Here is an 18225-nt window from a genome sequence, read left to right on the forward strand (position 1 = left end):
CCGGCCCGGTACCGGGCCGGCGCCCTGTTCCTCCCGTATCCAGCGCCTTGGAGTCGACGATGAGGCCTTCGGTGTGCGCATCCAGCGCGTCCTCGACGCCCGCCGCACACACCGCGGCCCCGGCGGCCGCTGCGCGGACCACCGGGGCACGGCGACAGGAGCAGCCGGACGACGACATCGGCTGGCCGAAGCGGTAACCCGCACAGGCACCCGGACCGGGACCGGGGTCGACGCCGGGGCCGGGGCGGCGCAACGGGCCGTCCCCGTCGGCCGGTAGGGCCTCGGGCACGGCGCCGGGCGCGGGGGCGCGGACGGGTGCGGTGCCGCGCGGCGGCCGCGGGCCGGCGGGCGCGGTGATTCGGGCGTACGGGTACGCGGGTACGCGGGTACGCGGGTACGCGGGTACGCGGCGCAGCCGGGGTACGCGGCGCGGCCCGTGTCCGCGCCGGGGTTCGTTGTGGTGTGCGGTCGTGGTTCGCGCGAGGGGGCCGGGGCGCGGGGCGGGTGTGGGGGTCAGCGGGCGTAGAGGTCGAAGGTGGAGGCGCGTCGGGGTCCGGCCCGGACGGTGAGGGCGGGGTCGACGTTCAGCACGGCCTGGTGCAGGCGTTGCAGGGGTGGTGAGGGTTCGACGGCGAGGTCCTCGATGAGGCGGGTGCGCAGTCTGCGGTAGACGTCGAGGGCTCGGGCCTGGCGGCCGGAGCGGTAGAGGGCGACCATCGCCTGTGCGTGCAGGGGCTCGTGGCGGGGGTGGCGGGCGGTGAGTTCGGTGAGTTCGGCCAGGAGCTGGGTGTGGCGTCCCAGTCGCAGGTCCATGTCGATGCGTCGTTCCGTGGTGCCCAGGCGGCTTTCCTGCAGGCGCAGTACCTCGATCCGCAGGATCGGTCCCGTTGTGACGTCGACCAGTGCGGGGCCCTGCCACAGGGCGAGTGCGGTGCGCAGGGCGGTGGCGGCGCTGTGGTCGTCGCCCTGCTCGTAGCTGCGGTGGCCGTGAGCGAGGAGGCTCTCGTAGGTGTGGACGTCCACGGACGGGGCGGGGATCCGCAGCAGGTAGCCGCCGTGGCGGCCGGTGAGGACGTCCTTGGCGCCGCGGGGTCGGCCCCCTCCCGTACCGGCACCCGTACCCGTACCCGTACCCGTACCTGTGTTGGTGGTGAGGGCGGTGTGCAGGTGGCGGCGCAGTTGGAGGATGTAGGTCTGCAGGGTGGCCGGTGCGCCGGGGGGCGGGTCGGTTCCCCAGATCTCCTCGATGAGGGTGCCGGCGGGCAGCAGCCGTCCGGGGTGCAGGGCGAGGAGGGCGAGGAGTTGGCGGGGTTTGCGGGCGGTGGGCAGGACGGAGTTCCCGTTGATCTCGGCGCCGAGCGGGCCCAGGAGCTGGATCCTCACGGTCTGCCGGCCCCGGTTCCTGCGGGGCGGGGCGTGTGCGGTGGGCGGGTCGCGGTGGTGCTCACCATCCGATGCGGACGGCCTGGGCGCCGGTGAACTCGGCCTCGGTCTGGTATTCGCGTTCGCGTCCGACGGCCACGAGGCTGGGCAGCAGCAGGGCCCACAGGGCTGCGACCTTGCCCTGGAGTTCGGCGTAGGACATGCCGGTGGCGGACATGGTTTCGATGCCGCAGGCGGCGGCTGCGACCAGGGCCTGGGCGCTCTCCCAGCGGCGGCCGGCCGCGGGGAGCTCGCCCGCGTCGCGGGCCAGGCGCAGCAGTGTGGAGACGGCCGAGATCCAGGCCCGGTGGAAGTCGACGACGGCGGGCCGGGTCGGGGTGCATCCCCGCGGGGCGGGTTGGCCGCATTCCTTGGTGATGCGGAAGCTGGCGGGGATGGCGGGTTCCTCGTGGAGGGTCCAGGCCAGCCAGTGGGTGATGTCGATCAGGGCCTGCAGGGGTGAGACGCCGTCCTGGCGCAGGGTGCGCACGGCGTCGTGGAGCAGGGCGCAGCCGCGTTGCTGGACGGCTTCGGCGAGTTCGTCCTTGGAGGCGAAGTGGAAGTAGAGGGCTCCCTTGGTGACCCCGGCGGCGGCCGCGATCTCGCCGAGTGTGGCGTTGGCGTAGCCGTTGCGGTGGAACATTTCGGCCCCGGCGTGGACCAGGCGCCTGCGGGTCCGTTCCGACCTCTCCTGCACCGCGTCGTCTCCTCTCGCCCCGTGGAGGTCCTCGTGTTCCCGGCCGCGGGGACCTGTGGTGTGTCCCGGGGCCGGGCCGGGTCGTGCCCCTTTTTCGGCCGCCCCCGGCGGGCGGGGGTGGTCGGGCGTCAGACCCGTACGAGCCTTTCGCCGCCGGGCTCCGCGTGGGCCTCGGCCGGGCTCTCGGGTCCGGCCATCAGGATCGAGCGCTGCAGGCGGCGCAGGGCGATGGAGGGTTCCAGTCCCAGTTCGCGCACGAGGGTGGCGCGCAGTCGCTGGTAGACGTCCAGTGCCTCGCCGCGGCGGCCGGAGCGGTGCAGGGCGAGCATGAACTGTCCGTGGAGGTTCTCGTGGGTGCGGTAGCGGGTGACCAGGACGGTCAGTTCGGCCAGGAGTTCGCGGTGGCGTCCCAGTCGCAGGTCGGCCTCGATCCGCTGGTCCAGGGCGCACAGCCGGGTCTCTTCCAGGCGTCTGGTCTCCATGTCGAGCTGGATTCCGCCCTGTACGTCGGCGAAGGCGGGTCCGGACCACAGGGCCAGGGCCTCGCGCAGCAGGCGGGCGGCGCCGGGGAAGTCGCCGGCGTCCATGGCGCGGTAGCCGGTGCCGGCGAGGCGGTCGAACTCGCGGACGTCGAGGGTTCCGCCGCCGCTGCTGAGGAGGTATCCGCCGGGCAGGGTGACCAGGATGTCCTTGGCGGTCCGCACCACCCGCCCCGCACCCGCACCCGCACCCGTACCGGTGGGGGTGTCGTCGTCGGCCCCGGCGTCGGGGCCGGTGGCGGTGGCGGTGCCGCGTTCGAGGGCGCCGGCGATGAGGGCGCGTAACTGCAGGACGTAGGTCTGCAGTGTGGTGCGGGCACTGCGCGGCGGTTCGCCCGCCCACAGTTCCTCTATCAGTGCCGATACGGGTACCACCTGATCGGCATGGAGGGCCAGGAGGGCCAGGACCTGCCGGGGCTTGGGGGCGGTCGGCGTGATGGAGATTCCGTTCTCCCGCACCGCCAACGCGCCCAGTACATCGATGTCCACGCCGTACTCCCCTGTCCTTGGATGAGTCGCACAGCCAGTAGAAAACAGGACCGGCGGTTTGTCAATATCAAACCGGTCGTGCTGTTTTGATGGTCGATCATGTCCGACGGAACGTCAGAAACCTTTGCTGGCCTGGAATTTCGGGTGGGTTCGGGTGCGGTGGGGCGGCTTCAGGACGCCTCGATCACCCCCTCGACGAGGGTCACAGGAGGGTGGCGGACCCCACCTGAAAGAGACCGTTCAGTCTGATTCGGTGTCCGGGTCGGGGGGTGGGGCGGCACTGCCGGGCGATCCCTGCGGCAGCAGGGCGTCCAGGGCCGGGGGCGAGGCGAGCCGCGGCAGCATCAGCGTCCAGAACCGGGTCAGGGTGTGCGGTGCGAGCCACTGCCGGTCGTAGGCGCCCAGGACCTCCAGCCCCACCGTCGCGGCCACCACCCCGCGCGCCGCGTCCTCGGGCAGGAGCCCCTCGGCGAGCAGGCCCTCCCGGGCCGCGGCCGCCACGGCCGCCTCGACCCACAGCCGCCACTGCCGGCGCAGGTCCGCCGTCCCGTCGAAGGAGGGGTCCGCGCACAGCGCGAACCCGGCCCGCACCACCGCGTCGTGCGCAAGGAGGGCCATCAGCCGGTGCGTGGAGTCCACCAGCACCTGCAACGAACCCCCGCCCGAACCGGCGCCCGCACTCCCGCCTGCGTTCCCGCCCGGGTCTGCGCCGGTGCCCGCGCTCCCGTCCGGGCCCGGGACGGGGGCCGGGGTGGTCGCTGCGGAGGCAGGGCCCGGTGCGGGGGCGGACGGGGCGGAGGCGGGGCCCGGGGCGGAGGCGGGGGCGGAACCCGGGGCGGAGGCGGGGGCGGGGCCCTGGGCGGGGCCCGGGGCGGGGCCCGGGGCGGAGGCGGGGGCGGTCGGCGCGGATGCGGGAGCCGGACCCGGCGCGGAGGCCGGACCCGGCGCGGGGGTGGTCCGGGCGGTGGTGGTCCGGGCGGTGGTGGTCCGGGCGGTGGTGGTCCGGGCGGTGGTGGTCCGGGCGGTAGTCGGACCCGGTCCGGGGGTGGTCGGGGCGGAGGCGGGGGCGGTCGGTGGTACGGCCGGGCCGGCCGTGATGCGCGACAGGGCCTGCGCGGCCCGGTCCTGGACGGCGCGGGCCAGGACGGTCTTGCCGGCGAAGTGGAAGTGCAGTCCCCCGGCGCTGACCCGGGCCCGGCGGCTGATCACCGCGATCGACGCGGCGGTGAACCCCTCCTCGGCGAACACCTCCGCGGCCGCACGCACCAGCGCCTCCCGCGTACGGGCCGCACGTTCCTGCTTGACCATGGAGTCTCCACAAACCGCCAACGCGGTTTGCCCAAGGGGGTGTAAAGATCGTTCCGGTCACGGTCCGCGCCGCCACCGGAGCCCCGCTCGCGTCCCGCTGGAGCCGGCCGGCCCCACCGGCCCCACCCGCCCCACCGGGGGCCGCCCTCGGGCGGGCAGGGGGCGGGCGGGCCTCAGGACAGGGCCGGTTCGCTCTCCTGCGCCGCCCCCCGGCCGGGCCCGCGCCGCATCTCCGCGCTCACCCGCTCCCCCCGGTCGCCGGCGATGTCGAGCCTGGCGAGCATCGCGGGCGTCGCGATGCTCGGGCAGATGTGCTGGTAGACGGCGGCCACCCGCTGCTCGATGTCGCTGCGGTCGCTCAGGGTCTGCGAGTAGATCTGCGCGCCCGTCCAGCAGGCGGACAGGATCCAGGCCGTCTCGGCGGGATCCACGTGCGGCAGCAGCTCACCCTGCTCCTTCGCCCGCACCAGCAGGGTCCGCGTGAACTCGATCCAGCCCGGCACCGAACCCCCGCCGAAGATGTCGCGCATGCCCGGCCCCAGAGAGAGCCGGGCACCCGCGCTGAGCATGGGCTCGCGCTTCATCCGGTACGCCAGCACCATCGCGACGTCCACCAGTTCCTGCAGCTTGCTCTCCCGGTGGGGCACCCCGCCCTCGGCGAACTGCTCGTCCAGGACGCCCTGCGCCAGCTCCTGCTTGGAGGAGAAATGGAAATACAGGGCGCCCTTGGTGACGCCCGCCCGCGCGAGGATGTCCGCGATGGTGGCCGCGTCGTAACCGCGCTCGTCGAAGACCGCCGCCGCCGCTTCCAAGATCGCGCGACGCGTACGTACCGCACGCTCCTGCCGTGCCACCGGTGCCTCCGTTGTCCATGGTCCAATACGGCCGGATCCACCGCGCGGATCCACCGCCCCATTAAAACCAACCAGAAGGTCCGATTCTTTTCAAGCAGGCCAGGCGTCGCCCCGACGCGGTCAATCGGCCACGGGCGCCCTGGGACCCAGCACCACGGGCAACTCCCGCAGCCCGTTGGAGATGAACGACTCCACCCGCCCCAACTCCCCCGCCCCCGCCAGAGCCGCCGCCGGGAACGTCTCGAAGAACCGCCGCACCGCCACCGCGCACTCCAGCCGCGCCAGCGTCGCACCCAGGCAGTGATGCGTGCCGAACCCGAACGACAGATGCTGCCCCCGCGTCGCCCGCAGCACGTCGAAGCGGTCGGCGTCCGCGCCGTGCACCTCGGGATCACGCCCCGCCGAACCGAAGGAGATCAGGATCGGATCACCCTGCCCGATCACCACCCCCTCCCCCATGTCGATGTCCTCCACCGCGAAACGCAGCAGCCCGTAGAAGGCCGGCGGCTCGATCCGCAGCGCCTCCTCCACCACGTCCTCCCACGAAGCCAACCCCGCCCGCACCAGCGCCAACTGCGCCGGATTGCGCAGCAGTTCGTGCAGGGCCGTGCAGATCAGGTTGACGGAGGTCTCGTAACCGGCCGTGAAGAGCAGGATCAGGCTGTCGACGAGCTCCTTCTCGCTCAACCCCGCCCCCTCCGCACCCGCACCCGCACCCGCATCGGCGGCGGTAGCGGTAGCGGTACGGGCGTCGGTGGCGGTACGGGCGTCGGTGGCGGTGCGGGGGTCGGTGGCGGTGCGGGGGTCGGTGGCGGTGTCGCGGGCGGCGATGAGTGCGCTGGTCATGTCGTCGCCGGGGTGGCGGCGGCGGTGGGCGACCAGGTCCGCCATCACCACGTCCAGATCGGCCGCGTTGCGCTGCGCCTCCTCGGCGGTGATACCGGTGTCGAAGAACGCGTTGATGATTTTGTGCAGCGGGCCCCAGGAGTGCTCCGGTATCCCGAACAGCTCGAAGACGATCCGGGTCGGCAGCTCGTGGGCGAACCGCGTGCGCAGGTCCACCGCGCCACCGGGCGCCGAGGCGGCCAGGTCCTCCAGGAGTTCACCGACCACCTCCTCGATCCGGGGGCGCAGGCCGGCCGCCCGTCGGGCGGTGAACGCGGCCGCCGCCGGTCTGCGCAGCCGGGCGTGCTCGCTGCCGTAGGCGGTGATCATGTTCTGCACCGAGACCCAGATCGCCAGCGGCCACTGCTCCCCCACCTCGCCGCTGATCCAGGCCGGCCAGTGGCGGTAGGCGTCCTTGGAGACCCGCGGGTCCACCAGGAGCCGGCGCATGTCGGCCGCGCGGCCCACGGCCCAGGCACTGACCCCGCCCGGCAGCAGGACCCGTGTCGCGGGCCCCTGTTCACGCACGCGCGCGGCCTCGGCGTGCACGTCCCCGCCCAGGGCGTCGATCGCAAAAGGGCACTGACGGTTCATCTCACAACTCTCCAGGATGGACGGCGGCAGATCGGCGACAGGGTGCAGCGGCGTGTCCACACCCCGTATTCCAAAACCGCCCATCCGGTTTCTGTTTCACCGGCGGCGGCCCCGAGTCTGACACGACCCGACCCGCATGCCAATGGTTTTCGGGACCCGGCCCGCCGCATCCGGTCCCCCGAAGTCGCCCTGGCGGGGGCCTGGTTGAACGGACGGCGCCCGCACCCTGTCCGACCGGCGCATATGACCGGAACCACGGTTCCCACTTGGGGCGGTGGTGTGCGCGTCCCCTGCGGCCGCACCCTGTCGGATATCCGCTGGTCCAGGTCCTGACAGCCCTCCCGGAGGGCGCCCGGCGGGCCGCCGGGGCGACGTGCGGGCCGCATCCTGCCCGGCTGAGCTCCTTGCAAACAAAACCGGAGAGTACGTATCTTGCGTCTCGCGAGCGCAACCCGTCCCATCCGTCGAACGGCTCTGCGGGAGAAGTCATGACCATGCTGACGATCGGAAAGCACGCGCCCGTCCTGCCCCTGCCCGGGACGGAGCAGCCATGGATGCGCTGCAACGACGCCCGCCAGCTGACCACCACCGTGCCCCGGGAATACGTCCACCGCAGCTCACTGGCCGAGGTCTTCCTGACCGGCTGCGAACGCACCGGCCAGGACACCTTCACCCTGACCGGGCAGTGGCCCCGCGCCCACACCTTCTTCACCAGCGCCGACGGCACCGGCCACGACCCCGTCCAGGCCGGCGAGACCGTCCGCCAGGTCGGCCTCTACCTCTGCCACGCCGTCTACGGAGTCCCCCTCGGCCACAACGTCCTGCTGTGGAGCCTGGACTTCACCACCCGCCCCGAACACCTGCGCATCGGCCGCGGCCCCAGCGACCTCACCATGAACGCCCTGTGCACCGACTTCGGCTGGAAGGGCAACCGGTTCTCCGGCTACCTCAGCGTCGACATCCACCGCAACGGCGAACTCGCCGCCCGCGGCACCGCCCGCTTCTCCTGCGTCGCCCCCGCCACCTACCGCCGCCTGCGCGGCGACCGCGGCCGCCTGGCCCTGACCCGCCCCCTGCCCCGCCGCACCCCCGTCCCCGCCCACACCACCGGCCGGCTCCTGCCCTTCGACGTCGTCCTCGCCCCCACCGACCACCCCGGCCGCTGGCAACTCAACCCCGACCTCGACCACCCCATCCTCTTCGAACACGCCAACGACCACCACCCCGGCATGGTCCTCGTCGAAGCCGCCCGCCAGGCCGCCAGCGCCCTCCACGCCCCCGCCACCTTCACGCCCGCCGCCATCGCCACCGAATTCCACCACTACGCCGAACTCGACGCCCCCTGCTGGATCGACGCCACCCTCACCGCCCCCGGCCACGTCGCCATCACCGGCCACCAGGAAAACCGCACCATCTTCCGCTCCACCGTCACCGCAACCACCACCTGACCACCGCTGTCCGGCGTCCGACGTCGGGGTCGGGCCGCGGGCGTCGGGGTCGGGGGTGCCGCGGGAACGGCGGGGGCAGCGCGGACATCGGGAGCCGGGGCGGGGCGAGCCGACAGGCACACACCCCGCCCGCACAAGAGCGGGCACACCTTCCCCGGAGGGCGGCTTCACCACCGCGACCGGGCAACACCCCCAGCACGCAACACCGTTCACACCGGGGGCCGGGGGCGGACAGGCAGGCGCACACCCGCCCGCACAAAAGGGGAAACACCTCCCCCGGCAACGGCCTCGCCACCCCCGACCGGACAACACCCCCCACCACGCGACACCGTTCACACCGGGGGTCCCGCCCCATGCCCCCGCACACCACCGGCCCAGTCGGCGCCGCAGGAACCCCCGGCCGGAACACCGGCGGGGACCACTCCCAGCGGCACCGAACGCCCCCCACCACGGGGCGCAGCACGCCCAACAAAGGGGGGAGCCGACCCGGGCAACCGACCGGACACCTCCCCCGCAGCAGCCCGCGTCCACACCGGGCCCCCGTCCCTGAACCAGGGGGCGCGAACACCGGGGGCACCGGGATGGACTCGCATCGGCTGCCCGGGGACAGCACCCTTTACCGACAACGACGTTCACGCCAGCCGGAGCCATGACGGCGCCAAGAGCGCGCCCAGCGCAGCCGGGGCTCCGGTCCGGGGCGTCGTGCCGGCCCCCTCGCATCAGCCGCTGTCCACGCCGGGCCCCCGCAGCAGCCCGTGGTTCACGCCAGGACCATCGCCCCGCACCACGGCGCGGGCAGGCACGCCGCACCAGAGTGTCCGGCCGGGACCTCGGAGCGGCCCCGCACCCCAGCCGCCGCCCGGGAAACCCGGCACGCAGCGGCCGAACACGGTGCGGCCGCCCGGACGGGATCGGTCGGACCCCCTGCAGCAACCGCAGTCCACACCAACGCCCCGGCACGGCACGGCACGGCACGTGGGGGCGCAGTCCCCGAAGCGGAGGAGGCTCATCCGCGGACGGCCGCCCCGACAACCTCCCCCACCACCGCCCATGTTCATGCCGGAGCCGCCGCCCTGCGCACCTGCACCACACCGAAACGGGGGTGTCCGGTGCCGGGCGAGCAGCCCGACAGCCCCGCACGGCAGCCCCGTTCACGCCAGGGCCCGTAACGAGGGCCCGGAGGGGCGCAGGCAACGAAACGCAACGGCACGCAACGGAACGCAGGGGCGACCCGGCCCGGACACCGACCGCACCACACCCGCCCAAGCGCACGATGCGCACGCCCAGGCCCTGCCGGTAAACCAGGGGCGTGCGGGCACGGGACGGGATCCCGCCCCGGGCATCGGGACAGACACGCCCCTGCGGCAGCCGATGTCCACGCCGGGGCCGCAACCCGGCACGAAAGTTCAGGCACGAAACCAGGGGCCGCCCGACCCGGGCGACCGACCCGACAGCACCCGCGCCCATCCGGTGTTCACGCACGGCCACGACCCAGGACCCGGGACCCGGGCCACCGGTCCCCGGACAGCAGGGTCACCCGGCCCAGGACCTCCGACCGGCCACCCCCTGACGGCAGCCCGCATCCATACCAGGCCCCCCGCCCCGGAACCAGGGGACGCAGACACCGGACACAAGGACGACCCGACCCGGCTGCCCCCGGCCTGGCAACACCCCCGGCGGCAGCAGAAGTTCACGCCCACCGAGTGGGATGTGGCGGCGTCATGGGCCGCGGGGCGCCGAAGCCGGGCGTGCCCCCGTCCCCGGGCGCCGCACCGAGCCCCCTGGCGGCAGCCCGTGCCGGCATACGGCGACAAGGGCTCAGCCGTGTACGGGCGAACGTGCTCAGCCGTGGGGCGGCGGGCACGGCAACCCTGCCGCGGTAGGGGGTGTCCGCAGGCGACCATGACGCATCGGCGCTCCGCACCCGCAGGTCGCGGGCGTAGGCTCTGCGGGATGCGGATAGGCGAGCTTGCCCGGCGCACGGGCGTGAGCCCGCGCTCACTGCGGTACTACGAGGACCAGGGGCTGCTGACCAGCTCACGCTCCGACGCGGGGCAGCGTCACTACGCCGATGCTGCGGTCCAGCGCGTGGCGCTCATCAGGCAGTTGTTCGACGCGGGGCTGTCCAGCCGGGTGATCGCGACCGTGCTGCCGTGTGTGGACATCCCCGGTGACCCGGGCGTCGCCGAGGAGACGTTCACGGCGATGATGCGCGAGCGCGACCGGATCGACGCCGATATCGCGCACCTGATCGAGACCCGGGATGCACTCGACGCACTGATCAGGGCCAACAGCCGGCACCGGGCGCAGCTGTCCACGGCCCCGACAACCGGCGGCGCAGCCGACCTGATGCTGTGACCTGCATCTCATCGTGTTGCCCCTGACATCAGTGGCAGGGGTGAGGGTGGCGACAGCGCCCGCATTCAGCGGGCCGGTCGTACGAGAGGCGGCGGAAGATGGGACAGGCATGGGGTTTCGACAGGCACGGCGGGCCCGAGGTGCAGGCGTTCTTCGATCGCCCCGATCCCGTACCCGGTCGCGGTGAGGTACTGATCCGGGTCGACGTCGCCGGCGTCAATCCCCTCGACCACCTGCTGCGCTCGGGCCCGGTCGACGGGCTCGACGGCGGGCGTCCCTTTCCCCGCGTGCTGGGCATGGAGGCAGCCGGAACCGTTCTCGCCCGGGGCCAGGACGTCACCGGGCTCGAGGTGGGCGACGCAGTCTTCGGCTTCGCGCTGACCGGTGGCGGCACCTACGCCCAGACCACGGTGCTGTCCGCGGCGAACACCGCGCGCATCCCGGCGGGCCTGTCCGCAACCGTGGCGGCAACACTGCCGGTGGCCGGGACGACCGCGGTGGACGTCCTCGACCAACTCGGACTCCCCGCCGGCGCCACGGTCCTGGTCAACGGAGTCGGAGGCGGAGTCGGCCTCGCCGTCACCCGGCTGGCCATCGGACGCCGGCTGCACGTGATCGGCACCGGGAGCACCGCCAAACGCGAACACGCCGAGAGCCTGGGGGCGCTCTTCATCGACTACACCACCCAGGACGTCGCCGCCGCGGCACGCAAGCTCGTTCCGGACGGCTTCGACGCGATCGTCGACCTGGTCGCAGGCACCTCACTGCGAACCATCGCTCCCCTGGCCCGCGACCCCCGCAACATCATTGCCGTCAGCGACACATCCGTGCCCGATCTCGGCGGGCGCTTCGTCGAGCGCCGCCTCGACCGCAAGAACCTGGAGCGATCAGCCCGACTCGCCCTCGACGGACTCCTCACACCCGCAATCACCGCAGTCCATCCGCTCTCCGAAGCCCCGGCCGCCCTCGCCGCCGTCGAGAACGGCCACACCACCGGCAAGACCGTCATCAAGGTGACATAAGAAACACCCGGCCACCCGACAACGTCAACCGGCCAAGGCGGACCGCCAAGAACGACAACCTCCCGAGGCAGAGCCGGGACGAACGTGACCCACGGTCGGCGCACCATCGACCGAGCACATTCACCTGTACCGAGTCGAACCCCTTCACCGGTACGCCACCAGCCCGCGCCCACACCAAGCCACCACCCCACCACCCGGGGCCCAAGACACCGGACACAAGGAAGACCCAGCCCGGCTCTCCGGCGGACAACACACTGCGTGACACACGATGTTCACGCCCTGCCAAACCCGTGGCGGCGCCCAGGGCGCATGGGCCGGCCCAGGAGGGGGAGAGCATCGGGGCCGTCAGGCAGGGTTCCCGCCCGACAGCACCGACCGGTACCACGGAGCACACTCCGCGAACGCCTCCACGAACCCAGGCCCCGGCGAAACCCTCACCTGCGACCACAACCGCCCACTGTCATACCAGCGATCAACGCCCACCAACCGCACCCGCCGCGCCAACACCCCACCCTGCGCACCCCCCACCCACTCCAACGCCCCGCCAGATCAACCTCCCCCACCGGCAACCCCAACCCCAACGCACCCGCAACCGTCTCCACCAACACCCGCACACTCACCGGCTCCGGATGCCCCGCATGCAACACCCCACCCCCACCCGCCCACCCCCACCGCCAACTCCGCCAACACCCCCGCCAACACATCCACCGAAACCAACGACAAACGCGCCCGCCCACCCTCCACCCACACCGGCACACGCCCCAACAACTCCACCAACCCCGGCACCACCCACCGATCCCCCCGCCCGAAAACCAAATGCGGCCGCACCACCGTCCCACCCGCCGCCAACACCAACCGCTCCCCCGCCAACCGCGTCACACTCGTCACCGACCCCGGACACTCCACCAACTCCCCCTCCACCACCCCCGATGCACCCCATCCCCATACACCCCCGCCGTCCCCAACTGCACCACCCGCTCCACCCCCGCCCGCGCCGCCTCCCCAACAACGCCCGCGTCCCCTCCACATTCACCGCCTCCAACTCCCCCACCGACCCCCCGATCCGCGACGCCAAATGCAACACCGACGACACCCCCTCACACACCCCACGCAACGAACCCGGCCGCACCAAATCCCCCGCACCACCTCCACCCCCACCCGCGACACCCCCGCCCGATGCACCAACACCCTCACCCCAACACCCCACCCCACCAACCTCTCCACCACCACAGAACCCACAAACCCCGCACCCCCCGTCACCAACACCAACCCACCCCCACCGAACACCACAACCCCCCAATCCACCGTGTTACCGTCACGCGATGACCGCCGGAACCCAACCCAAGCTCCTCGAAGGCAGATCCGCACTCATCACCGGCGCAAGCTCCGGCATCGGAGCCGCCGCCGCCCGCATCTTCTGCCGCGAAGGCGCCGCCGTCACCCTCGTCGCCCGCCGCGAAAAACAACTCGCCGACCTCACCGACGAACTACAAACCCAAGGCCACCACGCCCAATACGTCATCGCCGACGTCACCCACACCGAACAAATCGCCCACGCCGTCCAACAAGCCATCACCACCTACGGCCACCTCGACACCGCCTTCAACAACGCCGGCATCGGCGCCACCCCCGCCCCCCTCCACCTCCTCCACGAAAACATCTACGACACCATCATGGACACCAACGTCCGCGGAATCTGGAACAGCATGCGCCACGAAATACCCGCCATGCTCACCCACGGCCACGGCACCATCATCAACAACAGCAGCACCGCAGGCCTCGTCGCAACCCCCGTCACCGCCCCCTACATCGCCTCCAAACACGCCGTCATCGGCCTCACCAAAGCCGCCGCCTACGAATACGCCACCCACAACATCCGCATCAACGCCATCGCCCCCGGCACCACCCAAACCGAAATGATCACCAACTGGCTCCAACAAAACCCCACCATCGAAACCACCCTCCTCAACCACACCCCCCTCCCCCGCCACGCCCACCCCAACGAAATCGCCGAAGCCGCCGCCTGGCTCTCCAGCAACCGCGCCTCCTACATCCACGGCACCACCCTCTCCATCGACGGCGGCTGGACCACCCACTGACCCCCACCCACACACCCGACTTCGATGCGGCCGAGACGAATGAGGTACCCGGCCAGGTCGTGGCTATGGGCAGGGGTGTGGGGTCGAAGGACCGCGACAGCCTCCTCGAACCGTGTGTTCGGCACCGGTCAGCAGCTGGGCAACGTACGACGCCGCGTGCCAGGTACTGCTTCTCGGAGTGAGCCCGGAGAATCTCCATCCTCGATCGCCTCGTCCCCGCGGCCGTGCCGTGCCCGGAGGTGGTCGAGCCGCACCGTCTTGTTGCGGTGAACTGCTCCACGAGGCGCTGGGCGGCGCACCCGAGGTCGGTCGTGCCAGCCAGCGAATCGGTGCCGGCGTGACAAGCGGGCCAGTGCGTTCTCCGTCGGCGGGACCTGAAGAAGCAGCGGCGTCGACCGGCCGACTCCCCGGATCCGCACGGCACATCGGGCCGCCGTGCAGTTGAGGGACCAAGCGGTTGCGTTGCAGATAGGCGACCGCGCCAGTGCTCACTGGATCGCCAGTCATCGCTACACCATCTCCACCGGTACCAGGGTTCAGGCGTCCGCCAGTCCGCGGGCGTGAGTCCAGTGGCCGGCCCGGAGGCGGCCCTCGGGAATCGAGAAGGAGAGCGCCCGCGCCTAGAGCGTGTCTCGTTGATCGGTTGGTCAGTTGATCGGATGTGTCCGTCCGGTTAGTGATCACTGATGTGATGTGGGGCCGGATCGAGCCGCTGGTGCCGGCCGATGCGGTCCGCGGTCGGCGGTGGGCCGATCACCGCCGAACCCTGGAGGCCATCGCGTGGAAGTACCGCACATGCTCACGCTGGCGCGATCTGCCGGACGAGCTCGGCTCGTTCCGGACTGCTCTCAAACGCCTGATCAGGTGGGCCGTGGACGGCACCTGGGAACGCATCCTTGCCGCGGTCCTGGCAGCGGTCGAGGGTGCTGACGACATCGGCTGGACCGTGTCGGTGGACTCCACTGTCTGCCGAGCTCACCAGCACGCCGCCGGCGCCAGGAAAAAGGGGCTCCAGGCCGGGCCGAACCCGACGACCACGCACTCGGACGCTCCCGAGGCGGCCTGAGCATGAAGGTCCACCTCGCCAGCGACAGCCGTGCACGGCCCTTAGCCGTCCGCGTCACCGCAGGCCAGGCGGGCGACGCCCCGGCCTTCGAGACCGTCATGGCCGCAATCCGTGTTCCGCGGAGCGGACCGGGAAGACCGAGGACCCGACCCGATGCCGTCCTGGCGGACCGCGCGTACTCATCCCGCGCGATCCGGAACCACCTCCGCCGACGCGGAATCCGCGCGGTCATCCCCCCAGCCGTCCGACCAGGTCGGCCACCGCCTGCGGCGAGGCCGTGCGGGCGGCCGACCGCCCACTTTCGACGCGGAGGCGTACAAGCAGCGCAACGCGGTCGAACGGTGCATCAACCGGCTCAAGCAGTGGCGCGGCCTGGCCATGCGGACGGACAAGCTCGCCATCGCCCACCAGGCCGCACTCCACCTCGCCGCCATCCTCATCTGGGCCCGGCGATAGCCCACTCAGCGATCGGCCACCCAGCGCGCGTCCGTCGGCCAGGACCCTGTGGCAACGATCTGCTTCACGAGCCTGAACGCCTCACGGATGGGGACGGTGTCCTGATCCGGATACTCGTCGTCCTGCCCGTTGGAGAGGACGAACCCGCCGCTCGACCCCTGAGCCCTGGGCTCCACGGCATGCTCGCCGGGATCGCCCTCGTCTTCGAGCAGCATCACCATCGCGCGCTCGGTGTTCGTCACGAAGGCCAGCGACCGTCCGGACGAACTGGTCAGCCACGTCTCAAGCTCACCTCTGTCGATCCTCGACCGAAGAGCCTCCGGCACCACCTCGGACGACACAGGGATAGGGCTGTCGTCATTGATCACCCAAGACTCGATCACGAGCACGACGATCTCACGGGCGGATCTGAGAGACAGTCCCTAGGTGTGTTGTCCGGGGAGGTTGGTGACGCGGCTGGCTGGGGTTTGGCCTTGGATGCCGGTGTGGGGTCGGTGGTGGTTGTACCAGTCGATCCAGTCGGTGAATGCTTCCTGGCGTTGCCGGTCTGAGGTGTAGGGCTGCTGGTAGGCCCATTCCTCGAGCAGGGTGCGGTGGAAGCGTTCGACCTTGCCGTTGGTCCGGGGGCGCCAGGGGCGGGTCCAGCGGGGTTGGATGCCCAGGTCATGGCAGGTCTGGCGCCAGGTGTTTCTGCTGTAGGCCCAGGCGTTGTCGGTCAGGACGCGTTCGACGGTGATCCCGAGGGACGCGAACCAGGCGGTGGCCCGGGTGAGGAACGCGGCGCAGGTGGGGGCGGTCTCGTCGGGCAGGTCTTCGGTGTAGGCGAGGGGGTGTGGTCGTCCAGTGCGGTGTGGAGGTAGGCCCAGTCCGCGCCGGTCTTGTTGCGGCGGCCCTGGGCCCGGCCGAGGGATGGTGGCCGCCGCCGTCGGGGATCCGGCCGAGTTTCTTGACGTCGATGTGTACCAGTTCGCCGGGCCGCTGCCGTTCGTAGCGGCGGACCGGTTCGCCGGTGGCGCGGTCCAGGGCGGCCAGTGGCGGCTGGCCGTGGCGAATCAGGATGCGGTGCGCGGTCGAAGGTGCGATCCCGCAGCGGGCAGTCGGCCTCAACGGCCCGATCCGGTGCTCGCGGCGCAGCCGCAGGACGTGTTCCTCGATCTCGGCCCGGGTCCGCAGCGGCTCGTGGTGCGGGCGGCTGGTCCGGTCACTCTTTCCGGCGACGCCCAGCGCGCGGTAGCGGCCGGCCCAGCGGGCCGCGGTGGTGTGGCTGACCTGGAAACGCTCGGCTGCCCGCCGCACGGGCCAGCCGTCGTCCACGACACAACGGGCCAGACGGAGTCGTCCGGTCTCGGTCAACGGGGCATTACGGTGGACCACGAGGGCCTCCTCGGATCGGTGCAGATGTCGCAATCCACACCGAACCCGGAGGCCCTCACCCATTTCAAGAACCCGACACGCGTGTCACCAACGTCCCGGGACAACACACCTAGGCCGTCTCTTTCGGATCTTGTCGGATCAGCCCGGGGCGTCCGGTGCGGTACAACGCAAGGCGGAGGGGCGCCCGAGTACTGGACGTACTCGGGCGCCCCGACGACGCGGCGCGGCGCCGTGCCGGGCGACCCGGGCCCGACAAGATCCGGAAGAGACGGCCTAGCGGCGCTTGGTGCAGAGGGCCGCGTCCACTGCGCCTTGGAGGTGACGGAGGCTTTCGCCCTCGGCCGCCCAGGTCGTCGTGTAGACGGTCACGGTGCCGCGGCCTCCCGTGGCCCGGCCGCCGCCCACCGAGTTGCCGGGCAGATCGCCGCCGTGGCCCCAGTAGACGCCGCCGCAGCTGAGCGGGGTCGAGGCGATGCCGTAGCCGTAGCGGCTGCCAGCCGGGTAGACGTCGCGCCCGCCGACAGCGGTGGTGTCCTGGGTCATCTGGCGCACCGCCCAGTCGGGCAGGAGGCGGCCGCCCAACAGCCCGTCCCAGAAGGCGTTGAGGTCCTTGGGCGTGGAGACAAGGCCGCCGGATGCGCCGAATTCGTATCCGGGAAGCTCGGTGACGTCCACCCGGCCGGCTTCCGGGGCAGCCGGGTGGATGCCGTAGTTGCGGGCGTGCGGTCCGCGCAGGGACAGCTCGCCCGGCGCGGGCCAGTAGGTGTCGTCCAGGCGCAGCGGGCGCAGAATCGTGCGCTCGATGTACGTCCGGAAGCCGACACCCGACGCCTGGTCGATCACCATGCCGAGCGCCAGGTAGTTGGTGTTGGAGTAGCCCCAGTCCGTGCCGGGCTCGAAGGCGGGCTTCTCCTTGAGCGCGAGGGCCAGGTAGTCCTCGGGGGTGCCGGGCCGACTCCAGTCGGCCAGCGTGGCGTACTCCGGCAATCCGCTGGTCTGCTTGAGCAACTGCCGGATGGTGATGGCACGTTCGGCGAGTTGCGGTACGTAGCGGCCGGCGCGGTCGTCGAGCCGTATCCGCCCGTCCGCCACCAGGCGCATCACGGCTGCCGCGGTGAACGCCTTGGTGTTGCTGGCCAGTCGGATGCGCCCGCGCGCATCGACCATGGGACGGCCCGACTCCTCGTCCGCGACACCGGCGGTACGCGTCGTCCTGCCGTCGTACGCCAGGGCACCCGGGACCCCGTCGCTGTTGACGAGCAGATCCAACTGCCGCTGTACCGGGTCGAGTGGCCTGGCCGCCGCCGCGGGGACGAACGCCCCGATGGTCGTTGCGGCGAGGAGAACGGTGGTGGCGATGCGCTTGCGGTGCACGAGGCTTCCCCCTGGTCGTGGTCCGGCCCGCGTGGGGCCGATCGGTCACTTGCCGACGACTCTGCCAGGATGCCGACGCAAGATCATTGCGCCGGGCCCCCGGACGAGAAGGCGGCCACCCCCCTTGACACGTCGCATCCCCCGGGTCGGGAGCGTGCCACTCCCCGGCGAACGCCCGCCGCCAGCCGCTGCCGAACAGCGGAAGTCCCTTCCGCGATCGGGCGGTGTTTTCTTAGCATC

Annotated in this window: 14 protein-coding genes and 2 pseudogenes; 7 read left to right on the forward strand and 9 right to left on the reverse strand. The window is 71.9% G+C overall.

Annotated features, from left to right (window positions below; genetic code table 11):
- Window positions 1–513: 513 nt before the first annotated feature.
- The 6 genes from B6R96_RS00720 to B6R96_RS00750 form a co-directional block, all read right to left on the reverse strand.
- Entirely contained in the window at window positions 514–1383 is an 870-nt protein-coding gene (locus tag B6R96_RS00720) for an AfsR/SARP family transcriptional regulator (RefSeq protein ID WP_081521176.1), read from the reverse strand.
- Between the two features lie 61 nt (window positions 1384–1444).
- A complete protein-coding gene (locus B6R96_RS00725) occupies window positions 1445–2119 on the reverse strand; it encodes a ScbR family autoregulator-binding transcription factor (RefSeq protein ID WP_037861905.1) in 675 nt (224 codons plus the stop codon).
- A gap of 128 nt (window positions 2120–2247) precedes the next feature.
- Window positions 2248–3147 carry an AfsR/SARP family transcriptional regulator gene (locus B6R96_RS00730; protein ID WP_081521177.1) on the reverse strand — a complete coding sequence of 300 codons (900 nt, stop codon included), beginning with the start codon at window positions 3145–3147 and terminating at the stop codon, window positions 2248–2250.
- 240 nt (window positions 3148–3387) lie between these two features.
- A complete protein-coding gene (locus B6R96_RS38725) occupies window positions 3388–4455 on the reverse strand; it encodes a TetR family transcriptional regulator (RefSeq protein ID WP_162498483.1) in 1068 nt (355 codons plus the stop codon).
- Window positions 4456–4628: 173 nt separating this feature from the next.
- Window positions 4629–5309 carry a ScbR family autoregulator-binding transcription factor gene (locus B6R96_RS00745; protein WP_030390789.1) on the reverse strand — a complete coding sequence of 227 codons (681 nt, stop codon included), beginning with the start codon at window positions 5307–5309 and terminating at the stop codon, window positions 4629–4631.
- Window positions 5310–5429: 120 nt separating this feature from the next.
- Window positions 5430–6788 carry a cytochrome P450 family protein gene (locus B6R96_RS00750; protein WP_081521178.1) on the reverse strand — a complete coding sequence of 453 codons (1359 nt, stop codon included), beginning with the start codon at window positions 6786–6788 and terminating at the stop codon, window positions 5430–5432.
- A 488-nt stretch (window positions 6789–7276) separates the two neighbouring features.
- On the opposite strand from B6R96_RS00750, the gene B6R96_RS00755 reads away from it, so the two are divergent.
- The 7 genes and pseudogenes from B6R96_RS00755 to B6R96_RS38925 all read left to right on the forward strand — a co-directional run bounded on the left by B6R96_RS00755 (window position 7277) and on the right by B6R96_RS38925 (window position 15237).
- On the forward strand, window positions 7277–8236 hold the full coding sequence (locus tag B6R96_RS00755; RefSeq protein WP_237291262.1) for a ScbA/BarX family gamma-butyrolactone biosynthesis protein: 960 nt from the start codon (window positions 7277–7279) through the stop codon (window positions 8234–8236).
- A gap of 1953 nt (window positions 8237–10189) precedes the next feature.
- On the forward strand, window positions 10190–10594 hold the full coding sequence (locus B6R96_RS00760; RefSeq protein WP_081521179.1) for a MerR family transcriptional regulator: 405 nt from the start codon (window positions 10190–10192) through the stop codon (window positions 10592–10594).
- Between the two features lie 98 nt (window positions 10595–10692).
- A complete protein-coding gene (locus B6R96_RS00765) occupies window positions 10693–11616 on the forward strand; it encodes an NADP-dependent oxidoreductase (RefSeq protein WP_107475436.1) in 924 nt (307 codons plus the stop codon).
- A 1322-nt stretch (window positions 11617–12938) separates the two neighbouring features.
- A complete protein-coding gene (locus tag B6R96_RS00770) occupies window positions 12939–13715 on the forward strand; it encodes an SDR family NAD(P)-dependent oxidoreductase (protein ID WP_081521180.1) in 777 nt (258 codons plus the stop codon).
- Window positions 13716–14391: 676 nt separating this feature from the next.
- The gene (locus B6R96_RS38915; RefSeq protein ID WP_443069876.1) at window positions 14392–14781 is read left to right on the forward strand and encodes a transposase; all 390 of its coding nucleotides are present in this window, start codon (window positions 14392–14394) and stop codon (window positions 14779–14781) included.
- Between the two features lie 2 nt (window positions 14782–14783).
- Window positions 14784–15029 (forward strand): annotated as a pseudogene (locus B6R96_RS38920) (transposase); the annotation flags it as partial.
- Window positions 14935–15237, forward strand: a complete 303-nt coding sequence (locus B6R96_RS38925; protein ID WP_384512739.1) for a transposase — start codon at window positions 14935–14937, stop codon at window positions 15235–15237. The pseudogene B6R96_RS38920 and the gene B6R96_RS38925, both read left to right, overlap by 95 nt.
- Window positions 15238–15242: 5 nt before the next feature.
- On the opposite strand, the gene B6R96_RS00780 is transcribed toward B6R96_RS38925, so the two are convergent.
- The 3 genes and pseudogenes from B6R96_RS00780 to B6R96_RS00790 all read right to left on the reverse strand — a co-directional run bounded on the left by B6R96_RS00780 (window position 15243) and on the right by B6R96_RS00790 (window position 17985).
- Window positions 15243–15626, reverse strand: coding sequence for a hypothetical protein (locus B6R96_RS00780; protein ID WP_203351575.1), 384 nt, complete (start codon window positions 15624–15626; stop codon window positions 15243–15245).
- Between the two features lie 33 nt (window positions 15627–15659).
- A pseudogene (locus B6R96_RS00785) lies at window positions 15660–16611 on the reverse strand (IS481 family transposase).
- Between the two features lie 273 nt (window positions 16612–16884).
- Window positions 16885–17985, reverse strand: coding sequence for a serine hydrolase domain-containing protein (locus tag B6R96_RS00790; protein ID WP_081521181.1), 1101 nt, complete (start codon window positions 17983–17985; stop codon window positions 16885–16887).
- Window positions 17986–18225: the final 240 nt, after the last annotated feature.

Origin of the sequence: Streptomyces sp. Sge12 (genome assembly GCF_002080455.1) — a bacterium.
Classification (GTDB): Bacteria; Actinomycetota; Actinomycetes; order Streptomycetales; family Streptomycetaceae; genus Streptomyces.

Bases quoted from the DNA above. Each gene is read 5' to 3' on its own strand.
- B6R96_RS00750 (WP_081521178.1), bottom strand. From the start codon at position 6,788: ATGAACCGTCAGTGCCCTTTTGCGATCGACGCCCTGGGCGGGGACGTG.
- B6R96_RS00770 (WP_081521180.1), top strand. From the start codon at position 12,939: ATGACCGCCGGAACCCAACCCAAGCTCCTCGAAGGCAGATCCGCACTC.
- B6R96_RS00755 (WP_237291262.1), top strand. From the start codon at position 7,277: ATGACCATGCTGACGATCGGAAAGCACGCGCCCGTCCTGCCCCTGCCC.
- B6R96_RS00765 (WP_107475436.1), top strand. From the start codon at position 10,693: ATGGGACAGGCATGGGGTTTCGACAGGCACGGCGGGCCCGAGGTGCAG.
- B6R96_RS38725 (WP_162498483.1), bottom strand. From the start codon at position 4,455: ATGGTCAAGCAGGAACGTGCGGCCCGTACGCGGGAGGCGCTGGTGCGT.
- B6R96_RS00760 (WP_081521179.1), top strand. From the start codon at position 10,190: ATGCGGATAGGCGAGCTTGCCCGGCGCACGGGCGTGAGCCCGCGCTCA.
- B6R96_RS38925 (WP_384512739.1), top strand. From the start codon at position 14,935: ATGCCGTCCTGGCGGACCGCGCGTACTCATCCCGCGCGATCCGGAACC.